The organism is Bradyrhizobium aeschynomenes, from assembly GCF_013178945.1.
Taxonomy (GTDB): Bacteria; Pseudomonadota; Alphaproteobacteria; order Rhizobiales; family Xanthobacteraceae; genus Bradyrhizobium; species Bradyrhizobium aeschynomenes.
On the sequence record NZ_JABFDM010000009.1, the window covers coordinates 234,012 to 254,546 of the forward strand.

The 20,535-nt window shown below is 66.3% G+C and carries 18 protein-coding genes; 7 read left to right on the top strand and 11 right to left on the bottom strand.

Features of this window, described 5'->3' with window-relative positions; genetic code table 11:
- The first annotated feature begins 175 nt into the window (after window positions 1-175).
- From HL666_RS24945 to HL666_RS24965, 5 genes are all read left to right on the top strand, one after another.
- The gene (locus tag HL666_RS24945) at window positions 176-988 is read left to right on the top strand and encodes a DUF1295 domain-containing protein (RefSeq protein WP_172184130.1); all 813 of its coding nucleotides are present in this window, start codon (window positions 176-178) and stop codon (window positions 986-988) included.
- A gap of 12 nt (window positions 989-1,000) precedes the next feature.
- On the top strand, window positions 1,001-2,029 hold the full coding sequence (locus tag HL666_RS24950; RefSeq protein WP_172184132.1) for an SAM-dependent methyltransferase: 1,029 nt from the start codon (window positions 1,001-1,003) through the stop codon (window positions 2,027-2,029).
- A gap of 284 nt (window positions 2,030-2,313) precedes the next feature.
- Window positions 2,314-3,507 (top strand): efflux RND transporter periplasmic adaptor subunit, encoded by a 1,194-nt coding sequence (locus HL666_RS24955; protein ID WP_172110008.1) that lies wholly within the window; start codon window positions 2,314-2,316, stop codon window positions 3,505-3,507.
- Window positions 3,508-3,513: 6 nt separating this feature from the next.
- On the top strand, window positions 3,514-6,666 hold the full coding sequence (locus HL666_RS24960; RefSeq protein ID WP_172184134.1) for a multidrug efflux RND transporter permease subunit: 3,153 nt from the start codon (window positions 3,514-3,516) through the stop codon (window positions 6,664-6,666).
- A gap of 184 nt (window positions 6,667-6,850) precedes the next feature.
- On the top strand, window positions 6,851-7,447 hold the full coding sequence (locus HL666_RS24965; protein ID WP_172134412.1) for an outer membrane protein: 597 nt from the start codon (window positions 6,851-6,853) through the stop codon (window positions 7,445-7,447).
- A 372-nt stretch (window positions 7,448-7,819) separates the two neighbouring features.
- Here HL666_RS24965 and HL666_RS24970 read toward each other — a convergent pair whose 3' ends face one another.
- From HL666_RS24970 to tkt, 11 genes are all read right to left on the bottom strand, one after another.
- Complete coding sequence (locus HL666_RS24970; RefSeq protein WP_041756125.1) at window positions 7,820-8,611, bottom strand: inositol monophosphatase family protein; 792 nt, start codon at window positions 8,609-8,611, stop codon at window positions 7,820-7,822.
- A gap of 129 nt (window positions 8,612-8,740) precedes the next feature.
- Window positions 8,741-9,838 carry a tetratricopeptide repeat protein gene (locus HL666_RS24975; RefSeq protein ID WP_172184164.1) on the bottom strand — a complete coding sequence of 366 codons (1,098 nt, stop codon included), beginning with the start codon at window positions 9,836-9,838 and terminating at the stop codon, window positions 8,741-8,743.
- Window positions 9,839-9,848: 10 nt separating this feature from the next.
- Window positions 9,849-10,526 carry a thiamine phosphate synthase gene (locus HL666_RS24980; RefSeq protein WP_172110003.1) on the bottom strand — a complete coding sequence of 226 codons (678 nt, stop codon included), beginning with the start codon at window positions 10,524-10,526 and terminating at the stop codon, window positions 9,849-9,851.
- On the bottom strand, window positions 10,527-10,748 hold the full coding sequence (locus HL666_RS24985) for a hypothetical protein (protein ID WP_172184136.1): 222 nt from the start codon (window positions 10,746-10,748) through the stop codon (window positions 10,527-10,529).
- 242 nt (window positions 10,749-10,990) lie between these two features.
- Window positions 10,991-12,058 carry a class II fructose-bisphosphate aldolase gene (fba, locus tag HL666_RS24990; RefSeq protein WP_172134409.1) on the bottom strand — a complete coding sequence of 356 codons (1,068 nt, stop codon included), beginning with the start codon at window positions 12,056-12,058 and terminating at the stop codon, window positions 10,991-10,993.
- Window positions 12,059-12,245: 187 nt separating this feature from the next.
- Window positions 12,246-12,503: a hypothetical protein gene (locus tag HL666_RS24995; protein WP_172184138.1), complete on the bottom strand. Its 258-nt coding sequence runs from the start codon at window positions 12,501-12,503 to the stop codon at window positions 12,246-12,248.
- A 45-nt stretch (window positions 12,504-12,548) separates the two neighbouring features.
- Window positions 12,549-13,742 carry a phosphoglycerate kinase gene (locus tag HL666_RS25000; protein ID WP_172184140.1) on the bottom strand — a complete coding sequence of 398 codons (1,194 nt, stop codon included), beginning with the start codon at window positions 13,740-13,742 and terminating at the stop codon, window positions 12,549-12,551.
- A 25-nt stretch (window positions 13,743-13,767) separates the two neighbouring features.
- Window positions 13,768-13,935: a hypothetical protein gene (locus HL666_RS25005; RefSeq protein ID WP_172184141.1), complete on the bottom strand. Its 168-nt coding sequence runs from the start codon at window positions 13,933-13,935 to the stop codon at window positions 13,768-13,770.
- Window positions 13,936-14,003: 68 nt separating this feature from the next.
- Window positions 14,004-15,011 carry a type I glyceraldehyde-3-phosphate dehydrogenase gene (gene gap / locus HL666_RS25010; protein ID WP_172184143.1) on the bottom strand — a complete coding sequence of 336 codons (1,008 nt, stop codon included), beginning with the start codon at window positions 15,009-15,011 and terminating at the stop codon, window positions 14,004-14,006.
- A 145-nt stretch (window positions 15,012-15,156) separates the two neighbouring features.
- Complete coding sequence (recQ, locus tag HL666_RS25015) at window positions 15,157-17,034, bottom strand: DNA helicase RecQ (protein WP_172184166.1); 1,878 nt, start codon at window positions 17,032-17,034, stop codon at window positions 15,157-15,159.
- A gap of 234 nt (window positions 17,035-17,268) precedes the next feature.
- Window positions 17,269-19,254 (bottom strand): transketolase, encoded by a 1,986-nt coding sequence (gene tkt / locus HL666_RS25020; RefSeq protein WP_172184145.1) that lies wholly within the window; start codon window positions 19,252-19,254, stop codon window positions 17,269-17,271.
- Window positions 19,255-19,525: 271 nt separating this feature from the next.
- Here tkt and HL666_RS25025 point away from each other — a divergent pair, with 271 nt between their 5' ends.
- Both HL666_RS25025 and HL666_RS25030 read left to right on the top strand, forming a co-directional pair.
- A complete protein-coding gene (locus HL666_RS25025; RefSeq protein ID WP_172109995.1) occupies window positions 19,526-19,870 on the top strand; it encodes a DUF4164 domain-containing protein in 345 nt (114 codons plus the stop codon).
- Window positions 19,867-20,250, top strand: coding sequence for a cell division protein ZapA (locus tag HL666_RS25030; protein WP_172109994.1), 384 nt, complete (start codon window positions 19,867-19,869; stop codon window positions 20,248-20,250). Before HL666_RS25025 ends, HL666_RS25030 begins: the two co-directional genes overlap by 4 nt.
- Window positions 20,251-20,535 lie beyond the last annotated feature (285 nt).

Consider the following 20,535-nt stretch of genomic DNA (forward strand, 5'->3'; position numbering starts at 1 on the left):
GACATCCGTTGCGGGGACCGGTCCCGAAAATCCACTATGGCATAGCAGGGTCCGGAGAACAGCCGCGATCGGCGCAATCCCCGTCCCTGGACGGAACCATGGCTGAAACCGGCGGGCATCCGCGGCGTAGTTAGTCCCGTTGGCTCTTATCTAGCGGGAATGCCCGGGCTTTGTCATGACCATCGTTGATTATCTGCAGGCGCTGCTGGCGCTGGCTTTGGCGCTCTCCCTGCTCATGGCGGCCGCCTGGGTGGTGCAGCAACGCACCGGGAATTCCGGCTGGGTCGACACGATCTGGACATTTTCCGTCGGCCTCGTCGGGTCCGCCGGCGCGATCTGGCCCGTGGGCGGTGATGCTCCCAACGCGCGGCAATGGCTGGTCGCGGTGCTTGTGGCGATTTGGTCGCTCCGGCTGGGCGGCCATGTCGCGGCGCGAACCCGGGGCATGTCCGATGATCCGCGCTATGCTGAATTCGCCCGGCAATGGGGGGACGCCGCGCCACGGCGGATGTTCTTTTTCCTGCAGCAGCAGGCCTGGGGCGCGATCCCGCTGGTCTCAGCCATGTTCGTCGCAGCGCACGCGCCAGCGGCCGAGTTGCGGCTGCAGGACTATCTCGGCATCCTCGTGCTGTTCACAGGCATCGCGGGCGAGGCGCTGGCCGATGCCCAGCTCAAGGCGTTTCGGGAAGATCCCGTCAACAAGGGCAAGGTCTGCGACGTCGGCCTGTGGCGCTGGTCGCGGCATCCCAACTATTTTTTCGAATGGGTGTGCTGGCTCGCTTATCCCGTCATCGCGTTGTCACCTGACAACCCCTGGGGGCTCGCCAGCCTGCTGGCGCCGCTGCTGATGTACTACATCCTGGTCCACTTCACCGGCATCCCGCCGCTGGAAGAACAGATGCTGCGCTCACGCGGCGACCGCTACCGGGCCTATCAGGCCCGCACCAGTGCGTTCTTCCCCCTGCCGCCCAATCCTGCTGCGAAGTAACGGAGCCCGAGCATGAGCTTCATCTCCACCATCATCGGCGCCGCGGAACGCGTGCCGCTGCCCGACGCCGTGATCCGCGCCGCCATCCAAGAATTGTGCGCCCGTACGGCAACGCGGCTCGGTGGTGTCAATGCCATGGGGGACGCGGAGTTCGCCCGCCTGCTGACGACGCGCCCGATCGCCGAGCATACCGATGCGGCGAACAGCCAGCATTACGAGGTGCCGGCCGCGTTCTTCGCCCGGGTGCTCGGGCCGAACCGCAAATATTCCTGCTGCTTCTACAAGGAGCCGGTGTCGACCCTTCAGGAGGCGGAGGAGGAGGCGCTGCGCCAGACCGTCGCCAATGCCGATTTGCAGGACGGCCAGAGCATCCTCGAGCTCGGCTGCGGCTGGGGCTCGCTGTCGCTGTTCATGGCCCGGCAGTTCCCGCATGCGAGGATCACGGCGGTGTCGAATTCGCATTCGCAGCGACGCGCCATCGAGGAAATGGCGGACGCGCGCGGTCTGCTCAATCTCCGCGTCATCACCGCAGACATGAACCATTTCACCCCGGAGGCGCGCTTCGACCGCGTCGTCTCGGTCGAGATGTTCGAGCACATGATGAATTGGCGCGCGCTGCTGTCGCGCGTGAGATCATGGCTGGCGCCGGACGGACGGCTGTTCATGCATGTCTTCACCCACCGCACCGGTTCCTACCTGTTCGATCGCAACGATCGCGAGGATTGGATCGCCCAGCACTTCTTCACCGGCGGCGTCATGCCGAGCCACGGCCTGATCCGGCAGTACGAGGATCTGTTCGCGGTCGAGAAGGAATGGCGCTGGAGCGGCATGCACTATCAGCGGACGGCCAAGGACTGGCTGGCCAATTTCGATGCCGACCGCGACCGCATCCTGCAGGTGCTGCAGCCGGTCTATGGCGACGACGCCACGCTGTGGATGCGCCGCTGGCGCTGGTTCTTCCTCGCCACATCGGGCCTGTTCGGCCACGACGAGGGCCGCGAATGGGGCGTCAGTCACTACCGCCTGCGGCCCGTCGGCTAAGCCGCAGATCGTAGTGGGAACCCGCCGGAACTTGAGCGGGATTCGCGTTTCGCTGTGCGGAACCTGCGGGAACTTGCTCGCCACAATGCGCTCACAATCGAGTGAATCGGAAAAATCATCGATTAATCAAGCAAGTATCTCGTGTGACATCAAGCCGCCCGGCCGCTGCGTTGCGTCGCAGCACCGCGCTTTTATGGTGCGGGACACGCTCGGCTCCAGAATGGGCCATTACCCGGTCATCCGGTCGACTTCTTTCCAACATGATCCAGGGGGCTCCAAGACTCATGTCTCGTTTTCGCGCGTCGCTGCTCAGCAGTGCATTGATGCTCGCAGCCGCGCCGCTGCTGGCCGGCTGCAACGAAGGTTCTCAGGCTCAGGCTCACGCCAATGAGCAAGTCGTGGTTCCCCACGTCGGCATCATCACCGTCGAGCAGAAGGCGCGGGCGATCGTCCGCGAGCTGCCCGGCCGCATCGCGCCCACCCGCGTCTCCGACGTGCGGCCGCGGGTGTCCGGCATCATCGTCGAGCGGCTGTTCCGCCAGGGCAGCGAGGTCAAGGCCGGCGATCCGCTCTACCGCCTCGATCAGAAGCCGTTCGAGGTCGAGATCCTGTCGAGCCGCGCCGCGCTCGCCAAGGCCGAGGCGGTGCATGAGCGCGCCGTGCAGCAGGCGAACCGGATCGCGCAACTGTTCAAGGAGCGCGCCGCCCCGGCGGTCGAAAACGAGAAGGCGATCTCGGGAGAACGCGAGGCCGCCGCCGACATCGAGGCGCGCAAGGCGGATCTCGCCCGCGCCCAGCTCAATCTCGACTACGCGACCGTGCGCGCGCCGATCGACGGCATCGTCGGCGCGGCCCAGCTCAGCGAGGGCGCGATTGCCGTTCAGAACGAGACCTCGCTTGTCACGATCCAGCAGCTCGATCCGATCTATGCCGACTTCACCCAGTCGGTCAGCGAGCTCAACCGCCTGCGCCGCGCCTTCGAGTCGGGCGATCTCGATCAGATCTCGCCCGATGCGATCAAGGTCCGCCTCGTGCTCGACGACGGCACGCCCTATTCGATTCCGGGCAAGCTGCTGTTCTCCGACGCCAAGGTCGATGCCGCGACCGGGCAGGTCACCCTGCGCGGAGAGTTCGCCAATCCCAAGCGCGAGCTGTTGCCGGGCATGTATGTCCGCGTCCGCATCGAGCAGGGCATCGACAGCGACTCGGTCGCGGTTCCGCAGCAGGCGGTGCAGCGCAATGCCGCCGGCGGCTCCGAAGTCTATGTCATCCGCGACGACAGCCGTGCGATCGCGCGTCCGATCCGCACCGGACCGGTGCAGGATGGCCTGGTGTTGATCACCGACGGACTGCGCGCCGGCGACAAGGTCGTGGTCGACGGCTTCCAGAAGTTTGCAGCCGGCGACAAGGTCGCGCCCCAGGCCTGGACCGAGGTCAGCGCGGCGGCTCAGCTCGAAACGAAGTCAGCGTCGCGGTAAGTCCTGATGCCGAGTTTCTTTATCGACAGGCCGATCTTCGCCTGGGTCGTCGCGCTTTTCATCTGCCTGATCGGCTTGATCGCGATCCCGCTGCTGGCGGTGGCGCAATATCCGATCATCGCGCCGCCCTCGATCTCGATCTCGACCAGCTATCCCGGCGCCTCGCCTGAGAACCTCTACAATAGCGTGACGCGGCTGATCGAGGAGGAGCTCAACGGCGCCTCCGGCATCCTCAACTTCGAGTCGACCAGCGACTCGCTGGGGCAAGTCGAGATCACCGCGAACTTCGTGCCGGGCACGTCGACCAACGACGCCTCGGTCGAGGTGCAGAACCGCCTCAAGCGCGTCGAGGCGCGGCTGCCGCGCGCCGTCATCCAGCAGGGTATCCTGGTCGAGGAGGCCTCGGCCGCCGTGCTGCAGATCATAACCCTGCAATCGACCGACGGCAGCCTCGACGAGGTCGGCCTCGGCGACTTCATGATCCGCAACGTGCTCGGCGAAATCCGCCGTATTCCCGGCGTCGGCCGCGCCACGCTGTATTCGACCGAGCGCTCGCTGCGCGTCTGGCTCGATCCGGCCAAGCTGATCGGTTACGGCCTCACCGCCGACGACGTCACCAAGGCGATCGGCGCGCAGAATGCGCAGGTGGCTTCGGGCAGCATCGGCGCCGAGCCGGCCACGACCGTGCAGCGCACCTCGGCGCTGGTGCTGGTCAAGGGCCAGCTCGATTCGCCGGACGAGTTCGGCGCGATCATCCTGCGCGCCAATGCCGACGGCTCGACGGTGCGGCTGCGCGACGTCGCCCGCATCGAGATCGGCGGCCTCAGCTATCAGTTCAACACCCGCTTGAACGGCAAGCCGACGGCGGGTCTCTCGGTGCTGCTGTCGCCGACCGGCAACGCGCTGGCGACCGCGAGCGCCGTCGAAGCCAAGATGAAGGAGCTGTCGCGCTTCTTCCCGTCCAACATCGCCTATGAGATCCCCTACGACATCACCCCCGTCGTGAAGGCCTCGATCAAGCGCGTGCTGATGACGCTGGTCGAGGCCGTGGTGCTGGTGTTCGTGGTGATGTTCCTGTTCCTGCAGAACATCCGCTACACCATCATCCCGACCATCGTCGTGCCCGTGGCGCTGCTCGGCACCTGCGCCACCCTGATGCTGGTCGGCTACTCCATCAACATGCTGACGATGTTCGGCATGGTGCTCGCGGTCGGCATCCTCGTCGACGACGCCATCGTCGTGGTCGAGAACGTCGAGCGCATCATGAGCGAGGAGGGGCTGTCGCCGAAGGAGGCGACGCGCAAGGCGATGAGCCAGATCACCGGCGCCATCATCGGCATCACCCTGGTGCTGATGGCCGTGTTCGTGCCGATGGCGTTCTTCCCCGGCTCGGTCGGCATCATCTATCGCCAGTTCTCGATCACGATGGTCGCGGCGATCGGTTTCTCGGCGCTGCTCGCGTTGTCGCTGACGCCGGCGCTGTGCGCGACCCTGCTGAAGCCGGTCGAGGCCGGCCACGGCCATGCCCGGACCGGCGTGTTCGGCTGGTTCAATCGCTTCATGGACGGAAGCCGCAACCGCTATGTCGGCGTCGTGCGCGGCGGCTTGCGGCGTACCGGCCGACTGATGCTGATCTACGCGATCTTCATCGTCGGCCTGTCCTGGGCCTTCATCCAGCTGCCCGGCGGCTTCCTGCCGGTCGACGACCAGGGCTTCATCACGACCGACGTGCAGACGCCGGCGGATTCATCCTATGCGCGGACGCAGGCGGCTGTGGAGGCTGTCGAGAAGTATCTCGCCAAGCGCGAGGGCATCGAGGACGTCACCTTCCTCACCGGCTTCAGCTATGCCGGCCAGGGCGTCAACACCGCGCAGGCCTTCATCTCGCTGAAGGACTGGTCGGAGCGCGGCAAGCACGACAGCGCGGCGGCGCTGGTCGCCGACATCAATCGCGATCTCGCCGGCTTGCGTGACGCCAAGATCACCGCGTTGCAGCCGCCGCCGATCGACAATCTCGGCAACTCCTCCGGCTTCAGCTTCCGCCTGCAGGACCGCGGCCAGAAGGGCTACACCGCGCTCGTTGCGGCTGCGGATCAGCTGATCGCGGAAGCCAATGCCAGCCCGGTGCTGCAGAAGGTCTATGTCGAGGGCCTGCCGCAGGGACCTCAGGTCAATCTGATGATCGACCGCGAGAAGGCTGGCGCCTTCGGCGTCACCTTCGAGGACATCAACAACACGATTTCGACCAATCTCGGCTCGAACTACGTGAATGATTTCCCCAATCGTGGCCGCATGCAGCGCGTCGTGGTGCAGGCCGACCGCATCAGCCGCATGAATGCGGACGACATCCTCAACTACAGCGTCAAGAACGCCAAGGGCCAGCTGGTGCCGTTCTCGTCGTTCGCCACCATTCAGTGGGCGAAGGGACCGACCCAGATCGCGGGCTTCAACTATTACCCGGCGATCCGTATCTCCGGCGAGGCGAAGCCAGGCTTCACCTCGGGCGATGCGCTCAACGAGATGGAGCGTCTCGCCGCCAAGCTGCCGCGCGGCTTCGGCTATGAATGGACCGGACAGTCGCTGCAGGAGAAGCTGTCGGGCTCGCAGGCGCCGCTGCTGCTCGGCCTGTCGGCGCTGGTCGTGTTCCTTTGTCTCGCCGCGCTGTACGAGAGCTGGACGATTCCGCTCGCGGTGCTGCTGACGGTGCCGCTCGGCATCCTCGGCGCGGTGGTCGCGGCCAATCTGCGCGGGCTGTCCAACGACGTCTACTTCACCGTCGCGTTGATCACGATCATCGGTCTCGCCGCCAAGGACGCGATCCTGATCATCGAGTTCGCCAAGGATCTGCGCGCGCACGGCAAGCCGCTGGTCGAGGCGACCGTCGAGGCGTGCTCGCTGCGCTTCCGCCCGATCATCATGACCGGCCTCGCCTTCGTCTGCGGCGTGCTGCCGATGTCGATGGCGACAGGCGCCGGCGGCGCCAGCCAGCAGGCGCTCGGCACCAACGTCATGGGCGGCATGATCGCGGTGGTGATTCTCGCGCTGTTGATGGTGCCGGTGTTCTTCGTCTCGGTGCAGCGCGTTCTGGCGGGGGATCGTGAGAAGAAGAAGGGGGCGGAGCCGCAAGCCTATGGACCGCCGGCGCCGGTGAAGCCGTAGATGATCACAATCGCGATGGCTCGCTCGAGCGATTGAGCCGCAATCTCGCCACGCTGGCGGTGCGCTGCCATCCTCGCCAGGAGGAGGGAAGCGCACCGCCGATGCGGGAAATGGTGCTCCATCCTCGCAACTGGAGTTCCCCGCTCGCTGCGTGTATTGTTCTCCGACATGTAACGGAAACGGCATGTCGATGATCTCTCGCAAATCTGTTCTCGCATTCGCGCTCGCCGCCATCTGCCTTGGTGGTCAAGCTGCGCAAGCCCAGTCCGGTCCTGTGAAGTACTGGCTCTCCGGCTGGCCGGTCGGCTTCAGCGACTCCGGCAGCCTCGACTCCTATGGCAATTTTCCGAGCTTTACCGCCGATGGCCGCGACAGCGGCTTCTTTGCGCGGCGCTACAGCGTGTCCAACAACTGGGCGTCGCTGGCGGGCATGGGCCTCAGCTCGAACATCATCAACCGCTATGGCGCGCTCGGCAATTACACCACCGAGGGCGCGCAATACGGCTACACCTTCAAGAGCGGCGTCAGCTTCTACGGCGGCTTCGAGGCGCTGAAGGTCACCCCTGGCCTCGGCGGTCCGTTCGCGACGTTCGACGGGCGCTCCACCTCGACGCCGGCCTACGCGATCAACGGTGGCGTGGAGTTCAAGCCGACCTCCAATGTCAGCCTGTCGCTCGGTTTCAGCTATGCCGGCCAGTCCTCCGACCGCACCGACAGCGACATCAATTCACCGGCACTGCCCGGCGCGACACCGCAGGCATTCACCAGCGGACGCAGGTAGCTTTTCGCGGGCAGAGCCCAGCCGTCAGCTCCACCCTCGGTGTCGTCCCGGACAAGCGCGCGGCACGCGCGCGCCGATCCGGGATCCATAACCACAGGGAGATGTTTGAGGCACGCTGGTCGACCGTTCTCGCTTAATCGCGGCGGCCGCTGGTTATGGGTCCCGGCTCAAGGCCGGGACGACACCGCGCGTGGAGCGACGGCCGCGCCAACATCACCCAGCACCGTCATGCCCGCGAAGGCGGGCATCGAGTAAACGCAAGTGGTCGTGTTCATCACAGCCGTCACGGCGTACTGGATCATCCGCTTTCGCGGATGATGACAGCGAGCGAGAGGCGATAGCCTGGGTCCAAACGCCAGTAAGATCGGATCCCTACGCCGCCGCCTTCAGCACCTTCACCAGTTCGCGGTGGATGACCTCGTTGCCGCACACCACGTGCCCGGTGGCCAGCGCATCCTCCTTGCCGTCGATGCCGGACACGGTGCCGCCGGCCTCGCGCACCATGATCATGCCGGCCGCGATGTCCCAGGGCTGCAGGTCGCGTTCCCAATAGGCGTCGAAGCGGCCGGCGGCGACGAAGGCGAGGTCGAGCGAGGCGGCGCCGAAGCGGCGCAGGCCGGCGACCTTGACCTGCAGCGAGGTCATCTCGCGCAGGAACAGCTGGTGGTCGCCGCGGCCGATATGCGGCAGGCCGCAGGCGATGACGCATTCATGCAGCTGTTTGCGCGCCGCGACGCGCAGCCGCTGGTCGTTGAGGAACGCGCCCTTGCCGCGCTCGGCGATGTAGAGCTCGTCATTGGCCGGATTGTAGATCACGCCGGCGATCACGGTGTCCTCGCGCTGGAGCGCGATCGAGATCGCGAATTGCGGGATGCCGTGCAGGAAATTGGTGGTGCCGTCGAGCGGATCGACGATCCAGGTGTGCGACTTGTCGCTGCCTTCGCGCTTGCCGCCTTCCTCGCCGAGGAAACCATAGCCGGGCCGGGCCTTGGAGAGATCCTCGTACAGCATCTCCTCGGCCTTCTTGTCGGCGCGCGAGACGAAGTTCGCCGGTCCCTTCAGCGACACCTGGAGGTGCTCGATCTCGCCGAGATCGCGCTTGAGGTTGCGGCCGGCCCGGCGCGCGGCCTTGACCATGACATTGATGAGGGCGGAGTGAATCATGTGCTCGATGCGCTGGGCTGACCGCACCTTGCGGTGCGCGCCTCGCCGGTAGGGGGGGCGGAGGCGGATGAAAATGGCTGGCTGTGGGTGCCCTGAAGGGGGCGCCGCGTCAAGGCCGGAAGCGTCGGGTCACTTGATGGTGCCGAGCCAGCGCTTGGCGGCCTGCTCGCCCTTGGCGCGGTCCTCGGGCGGCATATCGGCGAACTTCTCGTCCAGCTTGGGGTCACCCTTGCCGGCGGTCTTGGCCACCAGGTGCCATTTATAGGCTTCGACCTTATCCATCTGGGTGGCGATTCCGTACAGCAGCACCCATGCAAGGCGGTTCTGGGCCACCGGGCTGTTCTGCCGAGCCGCCCGGCGCAACAGCGAGATCGCGGCGGGCTGGTTCTTCGGCACTCCGGTGCCGTTGAACAGCGCGATGGCGTATTCGACCTCGGCGTCGACATTGTCGGCGATCGCCGCCGCCTGCAGCAGGCGGGCGGCCTTTTCGAGATCCTGGGGAACGCCGGTGCCCTCCTTGTAGAAGGTTGCCAGCGCATATTGCGCCTCCGGATTGCCGGCGTCCGCGGCCATCCGCAGCAGCTCGGCGGAGCGCTTGAGATCCTGCGGCAAGGTCTGGCCGTCGAGATAGAGCAGCGCAAGGTTATAGGCAGCCTTGGGCTCGCCGAGCTTGGCGGCGGAGGCGAGCAGCTTCACCGCCTCCGGCTTGTCGACCGGCCCGCCGCGTCCCGCCAGCCGCATCATGGCCAGCGCGAACATCGCCTCGCGGTCGCCCGCCTCGGCGGCGCGCTTGTACCAGATCGCCGCCTTCTCATAGTCGCGGCGGATGCCCTGGGCGTTCTCATAGAGCTGCCCGAGCATCGCCATGGCCTTGGGATCGCCGGCCTGCGCACGCGGCGTCGCCAAGTCGAAAGCCGTTTTGTATTGGCCGCGCTGATACGCGCCGTAGACCAGGTCGACATTGGGATCGTTGGCCGCGGCCTGTGGCGTCGGCGCGGGGGCCGGAGTCGTCGGCTTGGCCGAGGGGGCAGGAGCCGGCTTCTTCGCGGCGGTCGCCGGAGCGGGTGGCTTCGGCTTCTCGGCAGCCCTCTCGGGCTTCTCGACAGGCTTGGGCTTGTCGGCCGGCGGCTGTTGCAAGGCCGGCGGTGTCAACGAGATCTGCGCGCGCGCGCCGCTCCCCAGGACCAGGAGCGCAGCAACGAAGCATGTCAGGCGCAGCACCGTCATCGCCAGCCGTTCAGCCCTGTCCAGCGACGGCGGCCGGCGCCGCGGCATGGGCCTGCCGGATCGTCGCACCGATCTCGGCCAGCGCGGCCGCCGGCCCACGCGGATCGTTCCAGACGAGATCGTCGACCAGCACGAAATCCGCGCCCGCGGCGACGAAGTCGGCCGCTTCCTTCAGCGAGATCGCATAGCCGACGCAGGGCGGCTCGAACAGCTCGGCCCACCACGCCAGACGCTCGTTGACGGCGTCCGGCGACGGCCGCCGGCCCTGCGCGTCGCGCTCGCCGAATAGCACGTAGTCGGCGCCGAGCTCTCCGGCCCGCATCGAATCATGCCGCGTCGACAGTCCGCCGCCCCCGGCGATGCGGTCCGGCTTGAGGCCGGGCAACGCGTCTTCCAAGGCGGCAATGCCACTCAGATGTGCGCCGTCGGCGCCCGCACGTGCCACGATGTCGGGATGGCCATCGATCAACAGCGCCGCGCCGGCGCCCTGGATGGCCGGCACCAGCGCCTTTACGGTGGTGATCATGCTGCGCGGATCGCTGTCCTGAAGCCGCACCAGCACCGCGGCGACGTCGGCGCTGGCGAGGATCGCGGGCAGGCTGGCGGCAAGCGCCGCGGCGTCGGTCACCACCGGCGTCGCCAGATAGAGGCGCGGCTCGGGCCGCGCGGATGTGGTCTTGCCGGACACTTAGGCCGCCTTCTTCTCGCGCAACGCCACCAGGTAGCGGGGATTTCTGTCATTGTCGATGCGATGAGGCACGGTCCGCCATGGGGCGAGGCGTGCTCTCTGCGGGTAGTACGCGGAGCGGTGATCCGCAAGCCTGTCGCGGGCCGCTTTACCGGCGGCGGGATGGCCCAGGCCGGGCGCCGCCGTCGCAGTGGCGACGGTGGTGAATGCGAAGATGTCCATCATCTGCTCCAGACGGCATCTGCCCTGCCCGTCAAACTAGACGGTTCTCGGGCCGTTGCCGAGCAAACATTGGCCGTAGCTGAGGCAGGCTCGCACAGAGGTGAACGGGGAGTTCATTGTCGTGGGTTGAACGATCTCTCACGTCCGCGGCAGTCGGCTCCCCTCGCCGCAAGGGCGAGGGGAGCTCACCGGGGTCGCGGCGAGCTATCTAGGTTGAGCAATTCCGAGCTTGAGCGAGACGCTCACGCCACCTTCGGGTCGAGCTCGCCGCCGGCGTAGCGCTTGGCCATCTCGGCGGTCGTCAGCACGCGCTTGATCTTGCCGGCCTGGCCCGCGGTGTTGAACTCCTCGAAGCGCTGCTTGCAGAGCTTGGTCATCGCTTCCATCGCCGGCTTCAGGTACTTGCGCGGATCGAACTCTTCCGGGTGCTCCGACAGAACCTTGCGGATCTGGCCGGTCATCGCCATGCGGTTGTCGGTGTCGATGTTGATCTTGCGCACGCCGTTCTTGATGCCGCGCTGGATCTCGGCGACCGGCACGCCCCAGGTCGGCTTCATCTTGCCGCCGAAGGAGTTGATGATCTCCTGGAGGTCCTGCGGCACCGACGACGAGCCGTGCATGACGAGATGGGTGTTCGGCAGCTTGCGGTGGATCTCCTCGATCACGTTCATGGCGAGGATGTCGCCGTCCGGCTTGCGCGTGAACTTGTAGGCGCCGTGCGAGGTGCCCATGGCGATCGCGAGCGCGTCTACCTTGGTCTCCTGGACGAACTTCACGGCCTCGTCGGGATTGGTCAGCAACTGGTCGTGCGACAGCTTGCCTTCGGCGCCGTGGCCGTCCTCCTTGTCGCCCATGCCGGTCTCGAGCGAACCGAGCACGCCGAGCTCGCCTTCGACCGAAATGCCGCCGAGATGCGCCATCGTGGTCACGGTCTTGGTGACGCCGACATTGTACTCCCAGTCGCCGGGGGTCTTGCCGTCGGCCTTCAGCGAGCCGTCCATCATCACCGAGGTGAAGCCGGACTGGATCGCGGTCATGCAGGTTGCCGGCTCGTTGCCGTGGTCGAGATGCACGCAGATCGGGATCTGCGGATAGATCTCGGTCAGCGCGTCCATCATGTGCTTGAGCATGACGTCGTTGGCATAGGCGCGGGCGCCGCGCGAGGCCTGGATGATGACCGGGGCGTCGGCTGCGCTGGCCGCCGTCATGATCGCCAGCGCCTGTTCCATGTTGTTGATGTTGAAGGCCGGGACGCCGTAATCGTGCTCCGCCGCGTGATCGAGCAATTGACGCAAGGTAATGCGGGCCATGGCTGGAACTCCCTGGGATAAGAATTGGACCGTGCGGCTGACGCACGCGTCGAAACGGCTGCACCGTGCATAACGCGGTGATCGGCGGAATCCAAGGGTGGCGGCGACGCAGGCGAGAGGAGGGGGCGGTCAGGCGGCACCCAAGGTTATCAACCCCGAGAGCGCGCCGCGAGCCGACAACGCGGGATCAGCTCTTCCTGGCTTCGAGAGCGGCGATGCGCTCCTCGACCTCGGTGACACGTTCGTCGAAGTCGCTGGCGGCCGCGCGCATCATGACCAGCATGCCAGCGGAATCGCGACGCTGTTTGCGGATTAAGACTTCCAGGGCGTCAAGCCGCGTCTCGGTCGATTGTCTGAATTGGCCAAACTCTGATCGGAACGCACCAACGCTCTCCTGGATCTTGATCAGGATCGAGTGGACAACGTCTGTCGGGGTCTCGGCCATGGATGGAACATAACAGAAACATCCATGGCCGACAAGCTCAGGGTATTAGGCCTTCAGCACTTCCACGCCCGGGAGCGGCTTGCCTTCCATCCATTCCAAGAAGGCGCCACCGGCGGTGGAGACGTAGCTGAAGTCGCCGGCCACGCCGGCCTGATTCAGCGCCGCCACCGTATCGCCGCCACCGGCCACCGAGATCAGCTTCTTGGCCTTGGTGCGCTCCGCCGCATGCTTGGCCGCGACCATGGTGCCGCGGTCGAACGGGGTCAGTTCGAACGCGCCGAGCGGGCCGTTCCAGACCAGGGTCGCGGCGTCGTCGATCGCGGAATGGATACGCGCGGTCGATTGCGGGCCGACGTCGAGGATCATGCTGTCCGGCGGGATCGCGTCGAGGCCGTAGGCGAAGGACGGCGAGTTGGCCGCGAAGTGGAACGACACGGTGGCGTCCACCGGCAGGATGATCGCGCAGTTCGAGGACTCCGCCTTCTCCATGATCCTGAGCGCGGTGGCCGCCAGATCCTTCTCGGCCAGCGACTTGCCGATCTGCACGCCCTGCGCATGCAGGAAGGTGTTGGCCATGCCGCCGCCGATCACCAGCGCGTCGACCTTGGTGACGAGGTTTTCCAACAGGTCGATCTTGGTCGAGACCTTGGCGCCGCCGACGATCGCGATGACCGGCTTGGCCGGGCGGCCCAGCGCCTTGTCGAGCGCGTCGAGCTCGGCCTGCATGGTGCGGCCGGCATAGGCCGGCAGCTTGTGGCCGAGGCCCTCGGTCGAGGCATGGGCGCGGTGGGCGGCGGAGAACGCGTCGTTGACCCAGATGTCGCCGAGCTTTGCGAGCTCGCCCACGAACGCCGGATCGTTCTTCTCTTCCTCCTTGTGGAAGCGGGTGTTCTCCAGGCACAGCACGTCGCCGTCCTTCATCGCGGCGATGGCGGTGGCGGCCGGCTCGCCGATGCAGTCATCGGCGAAGGCGACCGGGCGCTTGATCACTTGCGACAGCGCGGCCGCGACCGGCTTCAGCGAATCCTTGGCGTCGCGGCCCTTGGGCCGGCCGAAATGGGCGAGCAGGATCACCTTGCCGCCCTTGGTCGCGATCTCATTGATCGTGGGCGCGACGCGCTCGAGGCGCGTGGCATCGCTGACGTGGCCATTCTCCATGGGCACGTTGAGGTCGACGCGCAGCAGCACGCGCTGGCCTTTGACGTCGACGTCGTCGAGGGTTCGGAAGTTTCCTGCCATGTTTCACCATGCGTTGTGGTGGGCGTTATCCGTGAGGGTCCGTCGGAGACGAGTCCGATGGCGGCGAGAAGCCACCGCTGTCCATTCCATCACGGTTCGGTGTCTTGAGCTTGCCGCCCTGGCGGAAGCCGTAGGCAATGAGGCCGATCAGCAGAATGACGCCGGGAATTCCGATCCAGTGCGGAAGGGCCATGACGTTTCCTCGAGCCGTCATTCCGGGTCTGGTCCTTCGGACCATCCCGGAATGACGATGGAAGGACGTTACAGCAGCTTGCCCATCGCGACGGCCGTGTCGGCCATGCGGTTGGAGAAGCCCCACTCGTTGTCGTACCAGGACATCACGCGCACGAGGTTGCCGTTCATGACCTTGGTCTGGTCCATGTGGAACGTCGAGGAGTGCGGATCATGGTTGAAGTCGATCGAAACGTTCGGCGCGTTGGTGTAGCCGAGCACGCCCTTGAGCTCCTGCTCGGCGGCGCGCTTGATCGCCTCGTTGATCTCCTTCGGCTCGGTGTTGCGCTTGGCGACGATCTTGAGGTCGACAACCGAGACGTTCGGCGTCGGCACGCGGATCGCGACGCCGTCGAGCTTGCCCTTCAGCTCCGGCAGCACGAGGCCGATCGCCTTGGCGGCACCGGTCGAGGTCGGGATCATCGACATCGCCGCCGCGCGGCCGCGATAGAGATCCTTGTGCATCGTGTCGAGCGTCGGCTGGTCGCCGGTGTAGGCGTGGATCGTGGTCATGAAGCCGGTCTCGATGCCGACCGTGTCGTTCAGCACCTTGGCGACCGGCGCCAGGCAGTTGGTGGTGCAGGAGCCGTTGGAGACGACGAGGTGATCCTTGGTCAGCGTCGTGTGGTTGACGCCGTAGACGATGGTGGCGTCGGCGCCGTCGGCCGGGGCCGAGACCAGCACCCGCTTGGCGCCGGCGGTCAGATGCGCGGAGGCCTTGTCCTTGGAGGTGAAGATGCCGGTGCATTCCAGCGCGATGTCGACGCCGAGATCCTTCCACGGCAGCTTCGACGGATCGCGCTCCGCGGTGACCTTGATCTTGCCGCTGCCGATGTCGATCGTGTCGCCGTCGACCGTCACCGTGTGGGGGAAGCGGCCGTGCACGCTGTCGAAGCGCAGCAGATGGGCGTTGGTCTCGACCGGGCCGAGATCGTTGATGCCGACCACCACGATGTCCTTGCGGCCCGATTCCGCGATGGCGCGCAGAACGTTGCGGCCGATGCGGCCAAACCCGTTGATCCCGACCCGGACTGCCATTTTCGTCTCCTTCAATGACGTTTCTCGTCCCCGTCTGCGTCCTCCCAACAGGGGCGCCACGAGGGTTTTGGAACTAATGCCGACCGGTTCTGCCGGACGGGAGCGGACGATAAGGGCCTTCTGGTAGACCTTTTTCGCGCAAACCTCAACTGTCTGGCGGCGATCCGGCTCCTGCCGACCGCGCAGCATTGATCAGCGCCAGCAGCTCCTCGCCGTAGTGCTCGAGCTTCTTGTCGCCGATCCCGGGGATGTCGCGCAGCTGGCCGAGCGTGGTCGGACGGGCGCTGGCGATGCCGTCGATGGTGGCGTCGTGCAGTACCACATAGGCTGGTACACCACGCTTGCGCGCGATCTCCGAGCGCCAGGCGCGCAGGCTGGCGAGCAGGGGCGCATCGGCAGCCGCGGCGGGCCGCGCCACCAGCTCGCCCCGCCGGGATTTGCCGCGGATCGCGCGGACCGAGCTTGCGGTCTCCTCGCGCAGCATGACCGGCGTCTCGCCCTTCAGCACGCCGCGGGAGCTCTCCGTCAATTTCAGCGCGCCATAGGCCTCGCTGTCCGGCACGAGATGGCCCATCGCCACCAGCTGGCGCAGCGCCGCGCGCCACTGCTTCTCATTCAGTTCGCGGCCGATGCCGAACACTGACAATTGATCGTGTCCGAACTGCTTGACGCGCTCGGTGGCGCGCCCCACCAGGACGTCGATCAGATGCATGGCGCCGAAGCGCTGGCCGGTGCGATAGGCGCAGGACAGCAGCTTCTGCGCGATCACCTTGCCGTCGCGCAACTTCGGCGGCGACACGCAGTTGTCACAATTGCCGCAGCTCTCGCCCGCCGGGCTCTCGCCGAAATAGCTGAGCAGCAACTTGCGCCGGCAGCCTGCGGTCTCGGCGAGCGCGACCAATGAATCGAGCTTGCGGATCGACATCCGCTTGTAGGCCTCGGCGCCGGTGGATTCGTCGATCATCCGGCGCTGCTGCACGATGTCGGAGAGACCATAGGCCATCCACGCCGTCGACGGCTTGCCGTCGCGCCCGGCGCGCCCGGTCTCCTGGTAGTAGGCCTCGATGCTCTTGGGCAGATCGAGATGTGCGACGAAGCGCACGTCCGGCTTGTCGATGCCCATGCCGAAGGCGACGGTGGCGACCACCACGACGCCGTCCTCGTTGATGAAGCGGTCCTGGTTGCGCGAACGCACCGCCGGATCGAGCCCGGCGTGATAGGGGATCGCCGTGATGCCGGCCTCGTTCAGCGCCGCCGCGGTGTCCTCGACCTTGGCGCGCGACAGGCAATACACCACGCCGGCATCGCCGGCATGACGGTCCTTGATGAAGGCCTTGAGCTGGGCCGGCCCGTTGTTCTTGTCGACGATCTCGTAGCGGATGTTGGGGCGATCGAAGCTCGCGACGAATTGCGGCGCATCGGTCAGGCTGAGCCGCTCGGCGATCTCCTTGCGCGTCAGCTCGTCGGCGGTTGCGGTCAGCGCGATGCGCGGCACGTCGGGGAAGCGCTCGGCGATCACCGAGAGGCCGATATATTCCGGGCGGAAGTCGTGCCCCCATTGCGACACGCAATGCGCCTCGTCGATCGCGAACAGCGCGATCTCCGCGCGCTCCAGCAGCGACAGGCAGCGCGGCGTCACCAACCGCTCGGGCGCAACGTAGAGCAGGTCGAGGTCCCCGACGATCAGCCGCCGCTCGACCTCATCGGCTTCCTCGCGCGACAGGGTGGAGTTCAGCACCGCGGCGTTGACGCCGGCCTCGATCAGGCCGGCGACCTGGTCGCGCATCAGCGCGATCAGCGGCGACACCACGATGCCGCAGCCCTTCCGCAGCAGTGCCGGCAGCTGATAGCACAGCGACTTGCCGCCGCCGGTCGGCATCAGCACCAGGCAATTGCCGCCCGCGGCGACATGCCGGACCACCTTCTCCTGCGCGCCGCGAAAGCCCGGCAGCCCGAATACCGAATGCAACACCGCCAGTGCGCGATCGGCCGTGTCGGTCGGGGCGTTGGAGGACGAGGGCATGGGGATCAGGAGGATTCCGAATGTCACGACAACCGGCGTCTCAAGGCGAGCCGGCTCTCGTATTGTCCTCGTCTTGCCGCGTCACAGTCAATCTATCTCCTCACCCTGAGGAGCCCGCCGAAGGCGGGCGTCTCGAAGGGCGAGGCCAGTGCTTTCGACGCGGGCCTCATGGTTCGAGACGGCGCTACGCGCCTCCTCACCATGAGGGTATAGAGCGACTGCGCCGTGATACGATCAGCCCAGCCGCTTGACCGCCGCATCCACCGCCGCTTCCGCGGTGATGCCGAAGTGCTTGTACAGCTCCTTGGCCGGGCCGCTCTCGCCGAACGAATGCATGCCGATGAAGATGCCGTCCTGGCCGATGACCGCATCCCAGCCCCAGCGCACCGCGGCCTCGATGGCGATCTTGACCGGCGCGTTGCCGATGATTTTCGCCTTGGCCTCGGCCGGCTGCTCGAGCAGCAGCTCCAGCGACGGCACCGAGACGACGCGCGCGGGGATGCCGCGCTCGGCGAGCTGCTTCTGCGCGGCCACCGCGATCTCGACCTCGGAGCCGGTCGCGAACAGCGACACCTTGGCCTCACCTTGCGCGGCGACCAGCTCATAGCCGCCATGGCTGCAGGGATTGTCCGCCGGAGCATTGGTGCGCAGCTGCGGCAGGTTCTGCCGCGTCAGCGCCAGCACGGTCGGGCCGTTGGTCCGGTTGAGTGCCAGCTCCCAGCACTCGGCGGTCTCGACCGCGTCGGCGGGGCGGAACACGCGCATGTTCGGCATCGCGCGCAGCGCCGCGAGATGTTCGACCGGCTGGTGCGTCGGGCCGTCCTCGCCGAGGCCGATCGAATCGTGGGTCATGACATACACCACGCCGGCACCCATCAGCGCCGACAGCCGCATCGCGCCGCGCGCATAGTCCGAGAACACCAGGAAGGTGGCACCGTTCGGCGCGAAGCCGCCATGCAGGAAGATGCCGTTCATGCACGCCGCCATGCCGTGCTCGCGGATGCCGTAATGGATGAAGCGGCCCTTCGGCGTCTTGGCCGAAAACGAGACGGCCGACTTCGCCTTGTTGTTGTTGGAGCCCGTGAGGTCGGCGGAGCCCGCGACGAACTCGAACGGCATCGCGGCGGCGATGACTTCGATCGCGGCCTCGGACGACTTTCGGGTGGCGATGTTGAGCGGGTTCTCCAGCAGCGCCTTCTTGTGGTCCTTCAGCGCTTTCGACAGCGCGGCGGGGCGCTCGTGGCGCAGCCGGCGTTCGAACTCCGCCCGCTTGCGCGGGCCCATCTCGCCGAGCCGGGTCTCCCATTCGGTCCGCACGGCCGCGCCGCGGCGGCCGGCCTCGCGCCAGGCGGCGAGCACGTCGTCGGGCACGGAGAACGGCTCCAAGGAGATGCCGAGCTTCTCCTTGGCGCCTTTCAATTCCTCGGCGCCGAGCGCCTCGCCATGCACCTTGGAGGTGCCGGCCTTGGTCGGGGCGCCGTAGCCGATCGTGGTCTTGCAGGCGATCAGCGACGGCCTGCTCGACTTCTGCGCCCGCGCAATCGCGGCCGCGATCGCTTCCGGGTCATGACCATCGATCAGCTCGGCGGCCCAGCCGGCCGATTTGAAGCGCTTCACCTGGTCGACCGAATCGGCGATCGACAGCGGTCCGTCGATCGAGATGCCGTTGTCGTCCCACAGCACGATCAGCTTGTTGAGCTTCCAGTGCCCGGCCATCGCGATCGCTTCCTGGGAGATGCCCTCCATCAGGTCGCCGTCCGAGGCCAGCACGTAGGTGTGATGGTCGACGATCTTCTTGCCGTACTCCGCCTGCAGCATCTTCTCGGCCAGCGCCATGCCGACCGCGGTGGAGATGCCCTGGCCGAGCGGGCCGGTGGTGGTCTCGATGCCCTTGGTGCGGAAATTCTCCGGATGGCCGGGGGTCAGCGAATCGACCTGGCGGAAGCGCTTGATCTGGTCGAGCGTCATCTCCTCGTTGCCGGTGAGATACAAGAGCGCGTACAGCAGCATGGAGCCGTGGCCGGCCGACAGCACGAAGCGGTCGCGGTCCGGCCAGGCGGGCGCTGCGGCATCGTATTTCAGCACGCGGGTGAACAGCACGGTGGCGACGTCGGCGGCGCCCATCGGCAGGCCGGGATGGCCTGATTTCGCCTTTTCGACGGCGTCCATTGCGAGCGCGCGGATGGCGTTGGCCATGCGGGAATGATCGACCTGCGTCATGCTGGAATCCGTCCAAACGTGAAATGCTGATGACAGGAGAGCCGCCGGTATTGCTGGCGGGCCGGGATTTTGCGGGCTGATTAGCACCTCAGTTCCGGGAATCAAAGGCAATGCAACGTCCCGGACGTCCCAAAAGTTGCTTAGTAGTGCATAGTTTCGGCCGAGCGTTGCGCTTGGCTCGCCCAGCACGTAAGATTTTGCCCGTAAACGCTTGCCGGACAGCGGCTTTTGTCGCTATCCCCGGGCGGTGTAAGGGCCTCGCATCCGTGCCATGAACGATCACCCTGCCAATCTTGCCGGTCAGGTGGAACCCAGCGCTGCCGATCTGGAGGCAGCGACGCGGCGACTCATGACGGCGCTCGACGCGCTGGAGAGCGCGGTCGAGCGGCGGCGGGAGGCGGATCGCGACGAGGACGAGCTGGCGACGCGCATCCAGGCGCTCGGTGCCGACCGCTCGCGCCTTGCGGACGAACTCGACGGCTCCCTGATGAAGACGCGCCGGCTCGAGCGCACCAACCGCGAGATTGCCGAGCGTCTCGACACGGCGATCGGCACCATCCGCGCGGTGCTCAATGGCGGCGGGCAGGACGGCGCTGAAGACGAGGATGACGAATGAGCCACATCAACGTCACCATCAACGGCCGCCAATACCGCATGGCCTGCGAGGAGGGCCAGGAGCTGCGGCTGCTCAAGCTCGCCGAGAGCCTCGAAACGCGCATCACCAATCTGCGCGGCAAGTTCGGCGAGATCGGCGACGCCCGATTGACCGTGATGGCCGCGCTCACCGTGTGCGATGAGCTGATCGACGCCAATCAGCGCGTGCAGATGCTGGAGCAGGAGCTCGAAGGCCTGCGCAACGTGCGCAACCAATCCGCCGACCGCGCTCGCGCCACGCAGGTGGCGGTGGCCAAGGCCCTGAACGCCGCCGCCGAACGCATCGAGCGAACCACGCAGGTGCTGAATCGTACCATTGGCGGCGGGGTGGCGATCGGGTGAGGACAGGGCGAACTAACAACTGATCATCAGGCGTCTGCGCTGGTGTTCGCAGTCATTCGCCAGTGCTTATGAATGCGCCTTCTCCCCTTGTCGGAGAGGGCATGCACGAAATCAACGTCAAGCGCGGTTGGGTGAGGGGTCTCTCTCCGCGAGTCGCGCTTGTGGAGAGAGACCCCTCACCCAACCGCGTAAATGGATAGGTCGGCGATGCCCTCTCCGACAAGGGGAGAGGCACTACATCTAACAGCGCGCAGGGAGCTTCCCATTCTCTCCGCAACCTCGCTC

Excerpts from the sequence above, each read along its gene's own strand:
- HL666_RS24945 (WP_172184130.1), top strand. The coding sequence starts at position 176 with ATGACCATCGTTGATTATCTGCAGGCGCTGCTGGCGCTGGCTTTGGCG.
- HL666_RS24950 (WP_172184132.1), top strand. The coding sequence starts at position 1,001 with ATGAGCTTCATCTCCACCATCATCGGCGCCGCGGAACGCGTGCCGCTG.
- HL666_RS24955 (WP_172110008.1), top strand. The coding sequence starts at position 2,314 with ATGTCTCGTTTTCGCGCGTCGCTGCTCAGCAGTGCATTGATGCTCGCA.
- HL666_RS24960 (WP_172184134.1), top strand. The coding sequence starts at position 3,514 with ATGCCGAGTTTCTTTATCGACAGGCCGATCTTCGCCTGGGTCGTCGCG.
- HL666_RS24965 (WP_172134412.1), top strand. The coding sequence starts at position 6,851 with ATGTCGATGATCTCTCGCAAATCTGTTCTCGCATTCGCGCTCGCCGCC.
- HL666_RS24970 (WP_041756125.1), bottom strand. The coding sequence starts at position 8,611 with ATGATTCACTCCGCCCTCATCAATGTCATGGTCAAGGCCGCGCGCCGG.
- HL666_RS24975 (WP_172184164.1), bottom strand. The coding sequence starts at position 9,838 with ATGACGGTGCTGCGCCTGACATGCTTCGTTGCTGCGCTCCTGGTCCTG.
- HL666_RS24985 (WP_172184136.1), bottom strand. The coding sequence starts at position 10,748 with ATGGACATCTTCGCATTCACCACCGTCGCCACTGCGACGGCGGCGCCC.
- fba (WP_172134409.1), bottom strand. The coding sequence starts at position 12,058 with ATGGCCCGCATTACCTTGCGTCAATTGCTCGATCACGCGGCGGAGCAC.
- HL666_RS24995 (WP_172184138.1), bottom strand. The coding sequence starts at position 12,503 with ATGGCCGAGACCCCGACAGACGTTGTCCACTCGATCCTGATCAAGATC.
- HL666_RS25000 (WP_172184140.1), bottom strand. The coding sequence starts at position 13,742 with ATGGCAGGAAACTTCCGAACCCTCGACGACGTCGACGTCAAAGGCCAG.
- HL666_RS25005 (WP_172184141.1), bottom strand. The coding sequence starts at position 13,935 with ATGGCCCTTCCGCACTGGATCGGAATTCCCGGCGTCATTCTGCTGATC.
- gap (WP_172184143.1), bottom strand. The coding sequence starts at position 15,011 with ATGGCAGTCCGGGTCGGGATCAACGGGTTTGGCCGCATCGGCCGCAAC.
- recQ (WP_172184166.1), bottom strand. The coding sequence starts at position 17,034 with ATGCCCTCGTCCTCCAACGCCCCGACCGACACGGCCGATCGCGCACTG.
- tkt (WP_172184145.1), bottom strand. The coding sequence starts at position 19,254 with ATGACGCAGGTCGATCATTCCCGCATGGCCAACGCCATCCGCGCGCTC.
- HL666_RS25025 (WP_172109995.1), top strand. The coding sequence starts at position 19,526 with ATGAACGATCACCCTGCCAATCTTGCCGGTCAGGTGGAACCCAGCGCT.
- HL666_RS25030 (WP_172109994.1), top strand. The coding sequence starts at position 19,867 with ATGAGCCACATCAACGTCACCATCAACGGCCGCCAATACCGCATGGCC.